Origin of the sequence: Dorea sp. AF24-7LB, from assembly GCF_003478575.1 — a bacterium.
In the GTDB taxonomy this organism is placed as follows: domain Bacteria; phylum Bacillota; class Clostridia; order Lachnospirales; family Lachnospiraceae; genus Dorea_D; species Dorea_D hominis.
In genome coordinates this window covers 1-16,334 of record NZ_QUFR01000005.1, presented here as the reverse complement: position 1 = coordinate 16,334, position 16,334 = coordinate 1, and the positions used below count along the sequence as shown (strand labels likewise).

The following is a 16,334-nucleotide window of genomic DNA, read 5'->3' as shown; positions in this document are numbered from 1 at the left end:
TTATCGTGCAGATTCTCTGAACAGTCTGCTTACAATATCACATGCGGTATTGTCATTTCCGGTAAGTCCCCCTTTACCGACAACCGGAAGTCCGCTGTACTTACTGCCTACGAGGCGTCCGACATCTGTCTGTGGGATGACATAGTCCATAACTTCGATACACTCTACTCCAAGCTGGTAGCATACATTTACCATAGTGTCCCCGCCGGTTGTGTAAAGTCCTGCGACTTTCTCTTTTCCGACTTTTTCCAGAAGCTGGGAAATAATCATACCCAGACCTGCATTGATTCTGTTCGCGCTCATGCCACCTGCGTAGTGTCTCTTGTTGTCTTCTTCATCCAGATTCAGAAGTTCTCCATGAAGAGCTGTCTCAAAAAGGATCGCTCTTGGCTGATTGTCAGATTCCAGAAGTTCTGCCGCTTTGTTTACAGCTTTGAATACTTCATCCAGGGCAACATCACCGCCCTCAATAAGTGGAAGCGGTTCTACACTAACTCTCACATGACGAGGATCCTGACACAAGATTTCCATCTGTTTCTTTGTAACCGGAGTTGCGCTTCCTGCTGCGATCAGAACTGTCTTTCCTGCCTCATCAGCCTGCGGAGGAATATTCGGTTCCTCGGCACTGATCAGTTCTCTATAAAATGCAAGTTTTGAAGTAAACGGTCCCGGATCTACTGCAACAACATCCCATCTTAAGCTGATACATGCCTTTGCAATGTTTTCTACATCTTCCAGTGTGATTCCGTCTACGACAATCACTTCACATCCTGCTTTTTTCTGTTCTACAAGAGCTTCTTCAATGACTTCTTCTCCTGCAAGAACTTTATCTAATGTAACCAGACCGACTTTTCTTCTTGTCTGGCCTTCCAGTAATCTTGGAATATAATTTTCTTTTACCGGAGTACGCACATCCTGTGCAACCGGCGTATTGATCAGAGCCACACCATCGATAACGGAATATCCACCAACCAAGATTCTTCTGGACTGTGGCATAGCAGGTACTACTACTGCAACTGTACCTTCTTTCATCTGATCCAGCATTGCATCGATTTCTACACCAACACCACCGCGAAGTGTAGTATCAATACGTTTTGAAAAATATTCAACGCCCATTTTCTTCAGAGCGATCGTTGCTGATTTTACTTTATCATAAGCTTCATTTGCAGGAAGCGGACGGCTGTTACTGCTGATCAGGATTGCATCCAGTTCATCAATTCCTTCTGTCTTCTCTGCTGCTTCTTCGTTAAAAAATACCGCTGTTCTGGCTTTGGATCTTGCAAGGAGCACACCTGTTGTTGTTGCTCCTGTCAGATCATCTGCCACTGCTCCGATTAATGGCATTTATTTACCCTCTCTTTCGTGCTGTTTTGCAGCATACTCAGCTACAACCTTCGTAGATTCGATCAGACTTACACATCCTGCGATTCCTTTTCCCGCGATATCAAATGCTGTTCCGTGATCTACAGAACTTCTGATAAACGGAAGTCCGAATGTCAGTGTTACAGATTTTTCGAAATCAAGTGTCTTACAAGCAATGTGTCCCTGATCGTGATACAGAGAAAGGATTGCATCGAATTTACCGGATTTACCAATGTTAAATACAGAGTCAGCCGGGCAAGGTCCGATTGCATTGATTCCTTTTGCTTTTGCAGCTTCAACGGCCGGTCCGATATCTGTAAGCTCTTCTGTTCCGAATAATCCGTTGTCTCCGTTGTGTGGATTTAATCCTGCAACTGCAATCAGTGGATTCTCGATTCCGACTTTACGAAGCTCTTTATCAATGTTGATAACGTTCTCTAAGATTACGTCTTTTGTTGCATAGTGGCAAGCGTCTACTAATGACATGTGACGGCTTACAAAGAATACTCTTAATTTATGGCAGGAGAACATTGTCAGCGCATATGGAGAATTTGTCTGATGCTGATAAATCTCTGTATGTCCAGGCTCTTTTACTCCGACTAATTTGATAGCTCCTTTGTGGATCGGAGATGTAGAAACTGCATCTACTTTCTTAGCCATTCCAAGTTCGATAGATTTCATAACCCAGTCGATTGCCATCTGTCCTGCAAGCTTCTGCTCTTTTCCCCACTCGATAGAGTCTGTATCGTAATCTCCTGTTTCCAGAATATCGATTGTTCCAAATTCATATTTTGCTTCGGAAGGATCTGTGATCTTGTTGTATTTTAATTCTTTTCCAAGAACCTTTGCAGCTCTTTCCATGATTGCCTGACTTCCAATCACAAATGGTTTACAGCATTCATGAATCTCTTCTGAAAGCATAGTTCCTACTACAATCTCTGGTCCGATACCTGCCGGATCTCCCATTGTAATTGCTGTAACTGGTCTGAATTTCTCGCTCATTTTTCTCTTCCTTTCGTTTTCGAATACTTTCGTTTTATGTTTTGTATTTTTGTTTTGTTTTCATTTGTTGATTTTATTTTATTACTTTTGCTTTCGTTTTTCAATAGCTTTTTATCATTTCAGTAGATTCAAACACATTCGCATTACAGTTTTTGTGAATATTTACTATTATTTGCGCCTATTCTTTCGTTTTTTTTCGTTTTTTCGTTTTGTTATTTTTTTGTCATGGATTTTGTTGCATTTTTTTCGTTTCGGATGTATAATGAAACCAACAATTTTTCATATAGAATCGAGGAGGATGACATGAAGAAAAAGTTATACTTTGGAAGTAACCTGAAAATGTACAAGCCTATCAAGGAGACTGTAGAATATCTCCAGTCACTGGTTGAACATACAAAGGACATCAGCCGTGACGAGATTGAACTGTTCATCATTCCTTCCTATACAACACTGGAAAGTGCAGTGAATAAAGTAGACCGCAATTATATAAAAATCGGTGCACAGAATATGTGTTGGGAAGACGAAGGTCAGTTTACCGGAGAGATTTCACCGGTTATGTTAAAAGAACTCGGGCTGGATCTTGTAATGATCGGACATTCCGAGAGACGTCATGTATTCGGAGAGACAGACGTTGAAGAGAATAAGAAAGTAAAAGCCGCTCTGAATCATGACTTCACAACTCTGCTCTGCATTGGTGAGACTGCTGAAGAGAAGAATTTCGGTATCAGCGCAGAAGTGCTCCGCACACAGTTAAAGGTCGGCTTCCACGATGTTCCGGTTTCACAGGTTCCGAATATCTGGGTTGCTTATGAGCCGGTATGGTCCATCGGTGTAAATGGAACACCTGCTTCCGCAGATTACGCGGAAGAGATGCACAAAGTTATCAAAGAGTGTCTGCAGGAGATCTTCGGTGATGCTTCTAAGGACATTCCGGTTCTGTACGGTGGAAGTGTCAATCCCGGCAATGCCAATGAACTCATTGTTCAGCCATCTATTGACGGATTATTTACCGGACGTGCTGCATGGCAGGCAGACAAGTTTGACAAGCTGATCCGTGATGCAAAAGCTACTTACGAAGCAGCACAGGCATAAGTCCTTTTGCTGTTTGCTTACTTATATTATTTATCAATTCCAAAAGAAGCCCCGTTTCACCGGTATGTGTGAAACGGGGCTTCTGCTGTTATTTCCCTATTAGTTTTTATCCACAATACAGACTTTGAATTTTGTAATTTATCCACACTGCTTTTTACTTCTCTTCACAGATATCCTCTACAAATTCACGCATTCCCTGAATGATCAGCCACACAGACGTTGCTCCTGCATCCTGGTATCCGATGGCACGTTCCATCAGTGATTTGGCGCGTCCAAATGCTGCCTGATATTTCTTCGTGTTCTCGACACCTGCTTTTGCGGCTGCCTCCGCTGCGCGCAGCATCTCGGCCAGGCTCTTTTCACTATTTGCTTCCATTGCCTCTACTGCCGGAGCAAGTGCATCCACCATCGTCTTATCACCGACTTTCGCTTTGCCTCTCTCCTGGATTGCTGCAAGGCTTTTCTTTTCCATATGCGCCAGTTCTTCTGCACCGATAGCCTTCTTCGCTTCCATGCCTTTGGCACCGGCAAGATACAGGCTTCCGAAAATAACACCGGATGCGCCGCCCATTGACAGGAGCATTGCCTTTCCCGCCGCCTCGAAGAGTGCATAGACATTCTCTTCATTCTCCATATGGGAGAGTTTTTTCTTAACTTTCTGCATGCCGCCCGCCATACCGATTCCATGGTCTCCATCACCAATGGCACTGTCTACTTCTGTCAGATATGGTTTCTTTGCAATGATCTTATCAGCAATATATAAAAGCATATTTCTTGTATCAGCCGCATTCAGTTCTTCCAGAATTCCGGCTTTGCTTCTTACAATCTCTGCCGCTTCCACGTCATTTACATCAAATTCCGGTTCTGACTTAATCTGTACATCTTCCGTCTGGCCGCCAGCTGCTTCACCGGTATTTCCCGTAAGCTCTCCCTTCGCGTAATACGGACAGTAACATGGCATATCGTAGTATTTCTTCAGTTCTTCATCCAGTTTAAATAAAGTAATGGAAAATCCACCCATTTCCTGACTGGTACAATAATTGTTCAGATCTGTATCGTAAACTTTGATTCCATCTGCATCCAGAAGCTTTTTCACTTTGCGGAAAACAATTGCAAGTTCTGTGATCGTTGTAGAACCGAGACCGTTTACAAGTACACACACTTCATCGCCCGTTTTCAAATCCGAATCGTCCAGAATCTGCTTATACATCTTCTCGGTAAGAACATCTGCATCTTCCCACGTAGTGCGCAGTACACCGCGCTCGCCGTGCAGTCCCATGCCGTATTCAATCTCGCCTTCGCCCAACGTAAATATCGGCTGTTCCACTCCCGGAAGCTGTGCAGGTGCAGTTGCAACACCAATCGTTCTTGTATTATCTCTTGCCTTCTCCGTAACTCTGACAACTTCTTCTAATTCCAGTCCTGCATCACATGCCGCACCTGCGATTTTCACAACAAATACATCTCCTGCGATTCCGCGTCGGTCCTCGATACGCTCCTGCGGCGCGGATGCTACATCATCCCACACGCGCACATGTGCTGTCTGGATTCCATCGTCATTTAAGAACTCTTCGCCCATATCAAAATTCAGATTATCTCCCGCATAGCAGCCATACACAAAAAGAACACCTTTTCCCTGCTCGACTGCCTTCGCTGTCTGGTAAATCGTGTTCGGATCGGGGGATGCAAATATATTGCCGCACGCCGCTGCATCTGCAAGTCCTTTTCCGACAAAGCCGGAAAACATCGGTTCATGTCCGCTTCCTCCGCCGATCACCAGTGCCACTTTGTCTTTTCTTCTCTGTTTTAAAATCACACCGTTCACATCCGGATGTTTAACATAATATCTACTGTAAGCGCTGATATAGCCTTCCATCATCTCGTCTACAACGTGTTCCGCATTGTTTATAATCTTCCGCATCCTGCTGTCACCTCTTCTGTCATTATTTATATCTAAATATCTGCCGCTGCAGCTCTCTTCTGGCTGTTGCCTCTATTATGATTGTCACGTCATTATAGATTTAAAGTTAAAAGATGCCCTTACAGGCATCTTTAACAGACCATTTCTTAGTTATCTTTATTCTCAATCGCCATGATCATATCGACACGAGTCTGGTGTCTTCCACCTTCAAACTCAGCGCCAAGCCATTCATCAATGATCATCTTCGCAAGCTCAATGCCCACAACACGTGCACCAAACGCTAAAATATTTGTATTGTTGTGCTGTTTGGACAGTTTTGCAGAATACGGTTCTGAGCATACAACTGCTCTTACGCCTTTTACTTTGTTGGCAGCCAGCGAGATTCCAACTCCTGTTCCGCAGATCAGAATTCCGCAGTCTACTTCGCCGGATACAACTGCACGTCCGACTTTCTCACCAAATTCCGGATAGTTACAGCTCTCCGGTGTGTTGGTCCCATAATTGATAACTTCATATCCTTTCTCTTCCAGATACTCCATTACCTGATTCTTCATCTCTAATGCTGCATGATCGTTACCAATTCCAATTTTCATAGTATCTATCCTCTTCTTTCATTTAATTTCTTTTTATATTATAATAGTTACGGATTTAATTAGCAAGATACGAAAAGGAGAATACACTTTATGATAAAATACATCGCCAGCGATCTGGATGGAACATTACTTCAAAATGGGGCGCAGAAACCGGATAATGAAACTTTAGAACTTATCCGCCGGCTCACCGAAGCCGGAATTCATTTCATTGCCGCCAGCGGCAGACAGTATATCAATATGTACCGTATGTTTGGTCCTGTGCAGGATATGATTTCTTATGTTTCGGAAAATGGTGCCCTCGTCATGGATCAGCACAAAGCCGTCACCAAAGGCTCTCTTGACCGTGATCTTGTCCTTCGCATCACCAAATATGCCAAAGGATATCCGGCATGCAACTGCCAGCTTTCCTGCGAAAGCTGCTGTTATACCGATTCCAAAGATCCATTTTACATAAAACATATGACTGACGTTGTCCAGTACGATATGGCGGTTGTGGATAATTTAGCTGACATAAAAGAACCGTTTTTAAAGCTTGCCATGTGTGATTTCTCCGGCAAAGGAACTTCCGCAATTGAGCCTTTCTTCCGCAAAGAATTTGGTGATGAGATTAAAATCGTCACTTCCGGAAATGAGTGGATTGATTTTGTCGCACCGGATATTAATAAAGGAACTGCTCTTGAAAAGCTGGTACATTATCTTGGATTTGATATGTCTGAAGGAATTGCTTTCGGCGATCAGTTTAACGATATCGAAATGCTTCAGATGGCAGGCGACAGTTATGCGCTTTCCGGATGCGCGCCGGGCGTTGAAGCTTATGCGAACCACATGACAGATTCCGTGCAGGAAGTACTGAAGAAAGTGCTTGCTGAATTATAAAGACTACTTTACAACCAAAAAGCACCGCCCCATAACCGACACAAATCAGCTATGGAACGATGCTCTTTCTTATGTATAAATTATACCGTTCTCAATAACTTGTCCTAAGAGTTCTTCTTACTCTTCCGGAACAATGATCAGATCTTTTGTGAAGTCATTCAGAACTTCGCATCCGTCTTCTGTGATGATTACAAGGTCTTCGATACGGACACCGATGTTCTCATCCGGAAGATAGATTCCCGGTTCAACTGAGAAGCACTGTCCAACCTGGATGATATCTGTATTTACAGAAGATACATCACCGAACTCGTGGTCTTCCAGTCCGATAGAATGACCTGTTCTGTGTGTGAAATACTCTCCGAAACCTTTCTCCTCGATGTAATTTCTTGCAGCAAGGTCAACGTCGCACATTCTTGCGCCCGGTTTTGCAGCTTCGATACCACGTCTGTTAGCTTCTACTACGATATCATAAATCTCTTTTGCACGATCAGAAACTTCTCCGATGAAGACTGTTCTTGTCATATCAGATGCATAGTTATCTTTGAATCCACCGATATCAAGGATTACGCAGTCTCCACGTTTTCCTTTGGAATCATCTGTTACGTGATGTGGATCAGCTGCTCCGTGTCCATAAGCTGTGATCGGATCGAAGGATACATCTTCACATCCTAATTCTTTGTAGATCTCACGCATCTTAGCGTTCAGTTCTTTCTCTGTCAGTCCTTTTGCTACCCAAGGAATGATCTTCTCCATAGCAACATCGTTGATCTTAGAAGATTTTCTCATTAAATCCTGTTCTTTCTCATCTTTGATCATACGGATGTAGTCGATGATCGGAGAACCGTTGACGAATTTGCTTCCTCCGCCAAGTTCCTGCAGGCGGATTAAGAATTTAGATGGCCATGTTTTGTCGATACCCATGGTCTTGTCTTTCTCTACATATTTACTTAAAATCTCTACTCCGTCCTCAATATCATCATAATAAATGATATCTACTCCGAGATCTCCTTCCTGTGGAAACAGTTTGTTGATTACAAACTTATGATTTCCATTCACATTCAGATACAGTGCTAAAAGTCTCTCTCCTGGGAAGATCCATTTACCTGTCAGATAAAAAATCGCAACCGGATCGGATACGATCATCTGTGGTACATCATGCTCCTCCATTGATTTTAATACTCTTGTTACTTTTCCCTGATCCATTGTCTGTCCCAGCCTTTCTATTTATTTATAGACATTTTAAATCGGCAGTGAAACACTACCGATTTAATTTTGATTACATTATATGCTTTTCCATAACAAAAGTCAAATTTGTCAGACGATTTTTTGTATCATCTTCTTTTTATTAAACTTTTATCTCCCGTATACTCTTGATCTGCTGATCTGCCTTTGAGATATCCTGTACTCCTGAAGTCGGATTGTCATATCCGTAGCAGAAAATACCTGCTGCCCTGGCAGCTTCAATACCTGCACGGGAATCTTCTACCGCTACGGCATCCTCTGCCTGTACTCCGGTAAGCTCAAGCACTTTCAGATATACATCCGGTGCCGGCTTCTTCTTCGGTATCTCATCCCCGGAGACTGTCACATCAAACTGCTCCGCAATCCCCAGAAGTCTGAGCGAATCATCTACCAGAATACGGGTAGACGAGGAAGCAAGTGCAATTCCCATTCCTTTTGCCTTCGCACTCATGATCAACTCTTCCAGCCCTTCTGATGGTTTCACATTATTTTCTTCAATCTGCTTTGCCACGAGGTGATACTGCTCTTTTTCCAGTGCGTAAGGTTCTCCCTCAATATGATAGATCTCAATTACTTTCCGCCAGAATCCGCTGGATGATTTACCCACAGCTTCCGGCATCTTCTCATCCGGAACGATCCCATATTTTTTAAACATCATCTGCCTTGCATTCTCATGCAGTGGCTCGCTGTCTAAGATTACTCCATCCATATCAAAAATGATTAATCTTGCATCTTGTTTCCCCATAATTCTATCCTCAGTCTCCATCCTTCTTATTATCATTGTTTCCTGCACATTTTTCAGAACTGTGTCGCTTATTATTTTACATTTTTTATTTGATCTGTGCAAGTGCCGCAAACTGCGATTTCAAACTTTGATAAGAATCCAGATAGATCTGATATAACTCTTTATATATCGGTATCCATTCTTCCACCGGCTCTACAATTTTCTTAATCTGTAATGCCGCCCTTGATGCGTCTTCCGGTGTCTTGTACTCGCCCATAAATGCTGCATTCATGTAGCCGAGTCCACCCGGTGCTCCAAGATTTACTGACGGTATCTTGATCTCCTGGCCGATGACAGATGCCTTGATCTTCAGCCAGATATCACTCTTGCTGCAACCGCCGCAGCAGATGAAATCGCGAATTGGGATTCCTGTCTTGATCGCCTGATCCAGATTATCCTGCAGTGCAAAACTGGTGCCTTCCATAACCGCACGTAACATTTCCGCACGGGTTGTATTCATATTCAGCCCCATAAAAGTTCCTCTTGCATTCGGATCCCAGATTGGTGCACGCTCTCCTGCCATATAAGGGAGGAAAATAAGTCCTGTCGGATTTTTTGCACCGGCTTCGATTTCTTTATTTATTCTCGGATAAGCGTCATTTTGCGGTGTCTCGCCGCCGTACAGCGCATCACGAAACCACTTCAGTGAACCGCCGGCTGTATTCATAGCACCGAATAAAATAGTTGTGTTCTCTTTCACACCACGAAGATAAGAAAGCTCATTACATGTCACAAGTCCGTCAAATCCAAACATGACAACCGAACTTGTTCCTGTCATCTCTGCAATGCTTCCATCTCCGTAAACGCCTACTTCCAGGGCTGCTGCCGATGCATCTACTGCACCACCTAAAACAACCGTCTTCGTAGAAAGTCCGGTCTCTTCTGCTGCTTTCTTTGATACATGTCCAATGACATCCATACAGTCATAAATGTCCGGCATAATCTTCGTATCTCCGCCAATCGCTTCAAATAATTCTTCGCTCCAGCAGTTGTTATGCACATCGTAAAGCTGTGTCAATGATGCATGTGTCGCATCAATGGAAAATACTTCTGTCAGTTTATAATTGATATAACCATTCACCTGAAGAATCTTATGACATTTCTTCATCATATCCGGATGGTTACGTAAAAACCACATAAGCTCTGTCAGCGTAAAATACGTGTCCAGACGGTTGCCGGTGATCTCATACACCTTCTTCGTACCGATCTTCTCTTCTAATATTTCTAATTCTTTGGTGCTTCTCCGATCCATCCAGATCAACGCATCGTGCAGCGGCTCGCCTTCTTTTGTCATAGGAAGAACTGCCGGCGCCTGACTGCTGACAGAGATTACTTTAATATCTTCTGGGGCAACCCTGCTCTCGGTGAGAATAGACCTTATGGACTCTGCGACGCCCTTCCACCAGTCTTCCGGATTCTGTTGTGCCCATGATGCCTTCGGAAGCAGTGTCTTGTACTCTCTTCCAGCTTCTGCTACGACCTGTACACCCTCGCCAAAGAGAATACATTTTACCGTAGTCGTTCCTATATCAATTCCAATGGAATATTTCACCTTGAACGCCTCCCCTCTACTTCAATACCTCCGGATTGCAGATGAATTTCGGCTGCTCATGTGCCAGAATTTTCTTAACATCCGTAAGCACGATTTCTGTCTGATGTCCAACAATATCTCTTGCTGATCCTGCAAGATGCGGTGTCAGAACAACATTTCTCAGAGATAGGATCTTATCTCCTGCCGGAATAGGTTCAACCGGATATACATCCAGACCTGCTCCGGCAATCTTTTTATCTTTTAATGCATCGTATAATGCGTCATAATCCAGAACTTTCGCACGTGCTGTATTTACAAAATAGGCTGTAGGTTTCATAAGTGCGATCTTCTCTCTGCTGATCAGTCCGACTGTCTCCGGAACAACATTGCAGTTTACACTGATGAAATCAGCTTCTTTCATAACAGTATCCAAATCTACTTTCTTGGCATCCAGATAATCCATCTGCTCCTGTGATACATACGGATCATAAATGATCAGGTTCATGCCAAGTGCATGTGCTCTCTTTGCAACTTCTCGACCGATCATACCAAAACCGATCTGTCCAAATGTCTTGCCATACATCTCCGGTCCGCCGCCATATAATGCGAAAGGTGCATCCGGATCCATGGACCACTCAGACATTGTCTCAGCACGCTTTCCACCGTTGTCGTGATACTGTACATTTGTAAGCTGGTCTGTATATTTTAACAGATGATCTGTTAAACTCATGTTCTTGGATACACACATCAGCAGTGCGATCGTGTGCTCAGCAACAGCAATCGCATTTCTTCCACCGGCTCTTAATACCGGAATTCCTTTTGCTGTAGCAGCTTCGATATCAATACTTGCAAATGCTTCGTTACGGCAGCATACGATAATCTTTAATTTTTCTGCTGCATCAATAACTTCTTTTGTAATATCTTCAAATTCGGAGATCAGAAGTTCCACGTCTTTAATTTTCTCTTTCATCTCCGGTACCGGCATCTTAATTCCGGTTACACCATATCCTGCGAACTCATAATCTGTAGTGATTGTTTCCAACATATCTGTGTAGTTTTTGTCAAATCTTGCTGTAATTAATGTTTTCATTGGCATATCTCCTTTTTTACATCCATCTCTGCTTAAATAGCGCCGGGAGCTTTAAAGCCCCCGGTTATCATGCCTGTAAACGGCTTATTTCTGTCCGTATTTGTGAAGGAAGAAATCATGGAAGAATGCAATATCTTCATCGGAGATCTGTACCGGTCCACCGATAGACTGTACATTGATATATACCATAGCTGCTTTTTCCAGAACCTGTGATCCTGTTAATGCTTCGGAAAGATTTCTTCCGATTGTAATCTCTCCATGGTTAGCGATAAGAGCTCCTGTACGATCTTTTAAAGCTTCTACAACTGTCTTAGCCATCTCCTGTGATCCTGGCATTGTGTAGTCTGCAACACGAACATCTCCACCAAGAATCTGTACCTGGTCATCGCAGATCGGAGGAATTGGTTTTCTTGCTGTAGCCATTACCAGTGCGTAATTAGAGTGTGTATGTACGATACCGTTCATTTCCGGTCTGTCTTTGAAAATAGCTGCGTGGATCGGTGTTTCTACAGATGGTTTTAATCTTCCTTCATATTCCAGAGTATTCATATTTACAAGAACCATATCTTCCGGACATAAGCGATCATAATCCATTCCTGAAGGTGTGATTACCATATATTCATCATCTACACGAGCAGAAATATTTCCCCATGTTCCTGCTACCAGTCCGCTGTGGTACATTTTCTTAGCTGTTTCACATACTTCAATCTGTGCTACTGTCACTTTGTCTCTGTTCATTTTCATTTCCTCCTTAACCCTTTAAGATCCTTCTTTTTCATTTTATTTTTAAGATGCCTGCCCATGCAGGCACCTTAAAGTTCTTCTTAGTATCTGTACTGATATAATAAATGTTCGCCGTTCAGGAATCTTCGAACGTCAGATACAATCTGTTTTGTATGATTTACAAGTACGTCATTTGTTGCTCCTGCAATATGCGGTGTAATTACAACGTTGTCCAGCTCTGTTACATATGGATGGTTGCTTGCGATCGGCTCACTTGCATATACGTCAAATGCTGCTCCCGCGATTCTCTTCTCACGAAGTGCTTCGATGAGTGCTTCTTCATCCAAGATCGCTCCTCTGGAAGCGTTGATGAAATATGCAGTTGGTTTCATCAGTGCGATTCTTTCTTTACTAATGATTCCGGTTGTCTCCGGTGTAACTTTCATATGGCATGTAATGAAATCAGACTCTTTCATCAGTTCTTCTACTGTATTGACTTTGCGGATACCGATTTCCTCAATGTCAACTTCTCCCTGATATGGATCGTAGATCAGAAGCTGCATGCCAAATGCTCTTGCGATATGTCCTACACGTCTTCCGATACTTCCGTATCCGAGGATACCAAGAGATTTACCTTTTAACTGTGTACCTTTAAATACCATGTAAGGTGCATCCATCTTCATATCCCAGATAACGTCTGCTTTCAGTCCTTCTTTTGTTGTCTTATGTGCATCCGGGTTGCCAGTATATTTTCCTTCTTTTAATGCTTTGTATGCCATCGGAATCTTTCTTGCGATAGAAAGCATCAGACCGATTGTCATCTCTGCTGTGGAATCTGAGTTTCTTCCAGGTGTATACAGAACCGGGATTCCTCTTTCTTTTGCAGCTGCCATATCAACATTTACCGGCGTTGCTCTTGTGCATGCGATCAGTTTCAGATTCGGCGCACCTTCGATAACTCTTCTTGTAATATCATCATAGCTTGTGATGATAATGTCTGCATCTTTTGTCTTCTTTACAAGCTCATCCTCTTCCATCTTCGGAAGTCCGAGTGCCCATCCGTCCAGCACGACATCACCCATCTCGTATAATGGCTTTAATTCTTCTTCATTGTACTCTGCGGTAAAAAATATTTTCATTTCTCTAATCCTCCTTGATTGCCTGAATTTTCTTATTCATCTGGTGTCTGTAGTCCCAGATCTGTTGATTGTGAATTCGTACCTGTCTGAAAAGTTCATATAACAGATCGTATTTTTCTGTACGTTTCAGATTCGGTTCGTATGTCTGTTTAAATACACAAGCTTTCTCTACCGCCTCCTCATAAGACCTGTATATTCCAAGTTTCACACCTGCGATCAGCGCAACACCTTTTGCACCAAGTTCTTTTCCTGCAGGTATCATAACTTTCATTCCCATTACATCTGCAATCATCTGTGCCCATACCGGGCTCTTTGCTCCGCCACCGGCAAGATATAAAGTCGCATGTTTATCTACATTCTGCAGACAGTCGCGGATAGAAAGACTTAAGCCTTCGTATACTGCCCGGATCAGTTGTTCTCTCGTTGTAACCTGGCTGATTCCGAAGAAGCTTGCTCTTGCATATGGATGATAAAACGGAGCTCTCTCTCCCGCCACGCTGATGTACGGATGATAAACGACTCCGCCGCAGCCTACCGGCACGCTTTCTACCATTTTATCAATCTCAGTGAAATCTTTTGTATTTGAAATATTCTGAAGCATCCAGTCAATGTTTGGTGTGCCGTTCAGTGTCGGCTGTAATTCTACATACAATTCTTTGATCGGATGTTTTTCGTATCTGGAATTCTCTGCTCCAAAATCGCAGTCTTCCTTGCGCATAACCATCTCACTGGCACATGTTGTGCCGAGGATGACGCAGGCATCTTTCTCATGGATCGCGCCAAGTCCGATTGCTGTTGCTGATGTATCCAGTGCTCCGGCAACGACCGGTGTACCTTTGGCAAGTCCGGTCTCTTCTGCCACGCTGTTAAGAATTGTTCCGACTACTTCATCTGAATCCACCGGATCCGGAAGGTAATCACGATATTCATAAATATCTAATTCTTTCATCAGATCTTCTGCAATCTTACCGGTCTGTGCATCAATCAGGGAAGTGAAACTGTCGGTGATCTCTGTTCCGATCTTGCCGGTCAGATTATAACGGATCCAGTCTTTACAGAATAATATCTTATCCCCCTTATCCAGCACATCTTTGCGATGAGACTTCATCCACCGCAGAAGCATCATCTGATTGCCAAGAAGCGGCGGGGTTCCGGTTGTCCGGTGATAAAGTTTACCGATCTCAGGATATTCTTCCGTGATCTTATGTACTTCTGCAACTGCACGTCCGTCACACCAGAGAATTGCATTCTGCAATGGCTTTCCTTCTTTGTCGATCAGCCAGCATCCTTCTCCCTGTCCGGTAACTCCGATACCTTTGATATCTTCTGCTGCAACTACTTTTGAATCCATCAGTTCTGTAATGCAGGCTTTGACTTTTTCCCATACGATTGTCATATCCTGTTCTTCATTGTTCCCACCGTCGTTGATCGTTTCGCTCACACGGCTTGCAACCTGTATCTCTGTACCTTTCTCATCGAACAAGACTGCCTTGACATTTGACGTTCCGACATCAATTCCCATAATATAATCCATGCTTTATCACTCCTCTTCTTTTACGATCTCAAGAATCTCTCTTGCCGTCGTTTCATCTGTAATCAGTGTATCTATACAATTCGTACGAAGAGCTGCTTTGATTGCCTGCACTTTCTTGGCACCACATGCTACAAGAATTACATTTGGAATTCCCTTCAGGCATTCTACATTGGCACTCAGCAAACGATCTGACAATGGACAATTATCCCAGGATCCGTCTTCTCTGATTGGATTCATTGCAATATCTCCAATAAATCCCTCTGCACGGAGCATCTGTATATCTTCCTTTGTAATATGTCCTCTTGTGCACATCGTAGACTGCTCTGTTAATTCACCAACTCCAAGTACCGCTATATTGCACTTCTTCATTAATTCAAAAGAAGCTTTGATACTTCTCTCTTGCATCAGCATCTTCTTTGTTTCTTCATGTTCTACAACCACCGGCGCATATAACATATAACTTGCACAGTCCAGCTTGTTCGCAAGATTTCGTGCGATCTCGTCAGACTTTTCAACCTTCTGTTCTATGTTCTGCGCTCCCATAAGCTGTACAACCCGGCATTCGCTTCTCTTGTGATAAACCATCTGATCTACAACCTCTGCCAGTGTGTGTCCCCAGGAAACTCCTACTGTGTCTCCCTGCTGAATCTTATCCTCCATATACTGGGCCGCTACGTTTGCTACTTTATATATTGCTGTATCTCTCTCGCCATAATCACTGGCTACAATCACCTGTTTTAAAGTATAGGCTTCTTCCAGCTTACACTCCAGCTCAATATTATCTCTTTCGTAGCCTTGGATACTGATATTTACAATTCCAAGATCCATCAGCGAATTGATGATCTGATTCACTTTCTGTCTTGTGAAGGAAAGACGTTTTGCAATCTCATCTTGTGTCATTCCCAGGGTGTAATACCAATATGCAATCTTTATATATACATCTTCTCTCATATATCTCTCCTTGGTTACATTTGTAATTTTATATTACATTTGTATTTAGTATAGCATTTTTTGTGCTTTTGTCAATAGTTCTCGGACATATAAGATGGCACTTTTTTGCCTTAAATACGCCATTTTTCAAGCTTTTCATGACACTTTTTTCACAATTCTAAAAGAAGCCGGAAGATGAGTCTTGCTCTCTATCTCCCGGCTTCTTTTAAGCTATCTCAGAACTGTCTTTCCGATGTATGATAGTTCCTTATGCTGTTTAGTTCTAAAAATGCCATACAAATTGTTTCGTACTTTGTACTCCCACAATTCTGCCCTACATTCGCATATCGTGAAGCTTACAATCCACTTTTATGCCCATATTCGGGGCGGAGCACTAAGTCATAAAACCTCTCACATGCAAGCACACCGTGGTTTCAGACTTGTGCTCCTGGCATCTTATAATAGTTCGCTGATTCCGTCCGCCATTGCGCTGAGGATAATGCAGCAGGAGGTTG

Annotated in this window: 14 protein-coding genes; 2 read left to right on the top strand and 12 right to left on the bottom strand. The window is 43.0% G+C overall.

The window, feature by feature from the left end; all coding sequences use genetic code 11:
* Together DWY31_RS06470 and pdxA are read right to left on the bottom strand one after the other, a co-directional pair.
* The gene (locus DWY31_RS06470; RefSeq protein WP_118519848.1) at positions 1 to 1,344 is read right to left on the bottom strand and encodes a four-carbon acid sugar kinase family protein; all 1,344 of its coding nucleotides are present in this window, start codon (positions 1,342 to 1,344) and stop codon (positions 1 to 3) included.
* Complete coding sequence (gene pdxA, locus DWY31_RS06465) at positions 1,345 to 2,364, bottom strand: 4-hydroxythreonine-4-phosphate dehydrogenase PdxA (RefSeq protein ID WP_021860154.1); 1,020 nt, start codon at positions 2,362 to 2,364, stop codon at positions 1,345 to 1,347.
* Between the two features lie 303 nt (positions 2,365 to 2,667).
* Here pdxA and tpiA point away from each other — a divergent pair, with 303 nt between their 5' ends.
* Positions 2,668 to 3,456 (top strand): triose-phosphate isomerase, encoded by a 789-nt coding sequence (tpiA, locus tag DWY31_RS06460; RefSeq protein WP_118519847.1) that lies wholly within the window; start codon positions 2,668 to 2,670, stop codon positions 3,454 to 3,456.
* A gap of 154 nt (positions 3,457 to 3,610) precedes the next feature.
* On the opposite strand, the gene dhaL is transcribed toward tpiA, so the two are convergent.
* The gene (gene dhaL / locus DWY31_RS06455) at positions 3,611 to 5,377 is read right to left on the bottom strand and encodes a dihydroxyacetone kinase subunit DhaL (protein ID WP_118519846.1); all 1,767 of its coding nucleotides are present in this window, start codon (positions 5,375 to 5,377) and stop codon (positions 3,611 to 3,613) included.
* 146 nt (positions 5,378 to 5,523) lie between these two features.
* Positions 5,524 to 5,970, bottom strand: coding sequence for a ribose 5-phosphate isomerase B (gene rpiB, locus DWY31_RS06450; protein WP_021860151.1), 447 nt, complete (start codon positions 5,968 to 5,970; stop codon positions 5,524 to 5,526).
* 90 nt (positions 5,971 to 6,060) lie between these two features.
* On the opposite strand from rpiB, the gene DWY31_RS06445 reads away from it, so the two are divergent.
* Positions 6,061 to 6,846: a Cof-type HAD-IIB family hydrolase gene (locus DWY31_RS06445; RefSeq protein WP_118519845.1), complete on the top strand. Its 786-nt coding sequence runs from the start codon at positions 6,061 to 6,063 to the stop codon at positions 6,844 to 6,846.
* 117 nt (positions 6,847 to 6,963) lie between these two features.
* Here the strand turns inward: DWY31_RS06445 and DWY31_RS06440 are convergent, their stop codons facing one another.
* The 8 genes from DWY31_RS06440 to DWY31_RS06405 all read right to left on the bottom strand — a co-directional run bounded on the left by DWY31_RS06440 (position 6,964) and on the right by DWY31_RS06405 (position 15,840).
* A complete protein-coding gene (locus tag DWY31_RS06440; RefSeq protein WP_021860149.1) occupies positions 6,964 to 8,049 on the bottom strand; it encodes a M24 family metallopeptidase in 1,086 nt (361 codons plus the stop codon).
* A 142-nt stretch (positions 8,050 to 8,191) separates the two neighbouring features.
* Positions 8,192 to 8,833 carry an HAD family hydrolase gene (locus DWY31_RS06435; protein WP_118519844.1) on the bottom strand — a complete coding sequence of 214 codons (642 nt, stop codon included), beginning with the start codon at positions 8,831 to 8,833 and terminating at the stop codon, positions 8,192 to 8,194.
* Positions 8,834 to 8,918: 85 nt separating this feature from the next.
* A complete protein-coding gene (locus tag DWY31_RS06430) occupies positions 8,919 to 10,424 on the bottom strand; it encodes a xylulokinase (RefSeq protein WP_118288341.1) in 1,506 nt (501 codons plus the stop codon).
* Between the two features lie 16 nt (positions 10,425 to 10,440).
* Positions 10,441 to 11,493: a 2-hydroxyacid dehydrogenase gene (locus tag DWY31_RS06425; RefSeq protein ID WP_021860146.1), complete on the bottom strand. Its 1,053-nt coding sequence runs from the start codon at positions 11,491 to 11,493 to the stop codon at positions 10,441 to 10,443.
* Positions 11,494 to 11,577: 84 nt separating this feature from the next.
* The gene (locus DWY31_RS06420) at positions 11,578 to 12,231 is read right to left on the bottom strand and encodes a class II aldolase/adducin family protein (RefSeq protein ID WP_021860145.1); all 654 of its coding nucleotides are present in this window, start codon (positions 12,229 to 12,231) and stop codon (positions 11,578 to 11,580) included.
* An 86-nt stretch (positions 12,232 to 12,317) separates the two neighbouring features.
* The gene (locus DWY31_RS06415; RefSeq protein WP_021860144.1) at positions 12,318 to 13,355 is read right to left on the bottom strand and encodes a 2-hydroxyacid dehydrogenase; all 1,038 of its coding nucleotides are present in this window, start codon (positions 13,353 to 13,355) and stop codon (positions 12,318 to 12,320) included.
* Positions 13,356 to 13,359: 4 nt separating this feature from the next.
* Positions 13,360 to 14,889, bottom strand: a complete 1,530-nt coding sequence (locus DWY31_RS06410; protein WP_118519843.1) for an FGGY-family carbohydrate kinase — start codon at positions 14,887 to 14,889, stop codon at positions 13,360 to 13,362.
* Between the two features lie 6 nt (positions 14,890 to 14,895).
* A complete protein-coding gene (locus DWY31_RS06405) occupies positions 14,896 to 15,840 on the bottom strand; it encodes a sugar-binding transcriptional regulator (protein ID WP_021860142.1) in 945 nt (314 codons plus the stop codon).
* Positions 15,841 to 16,334: the final 494 nt, after the last annotated feature.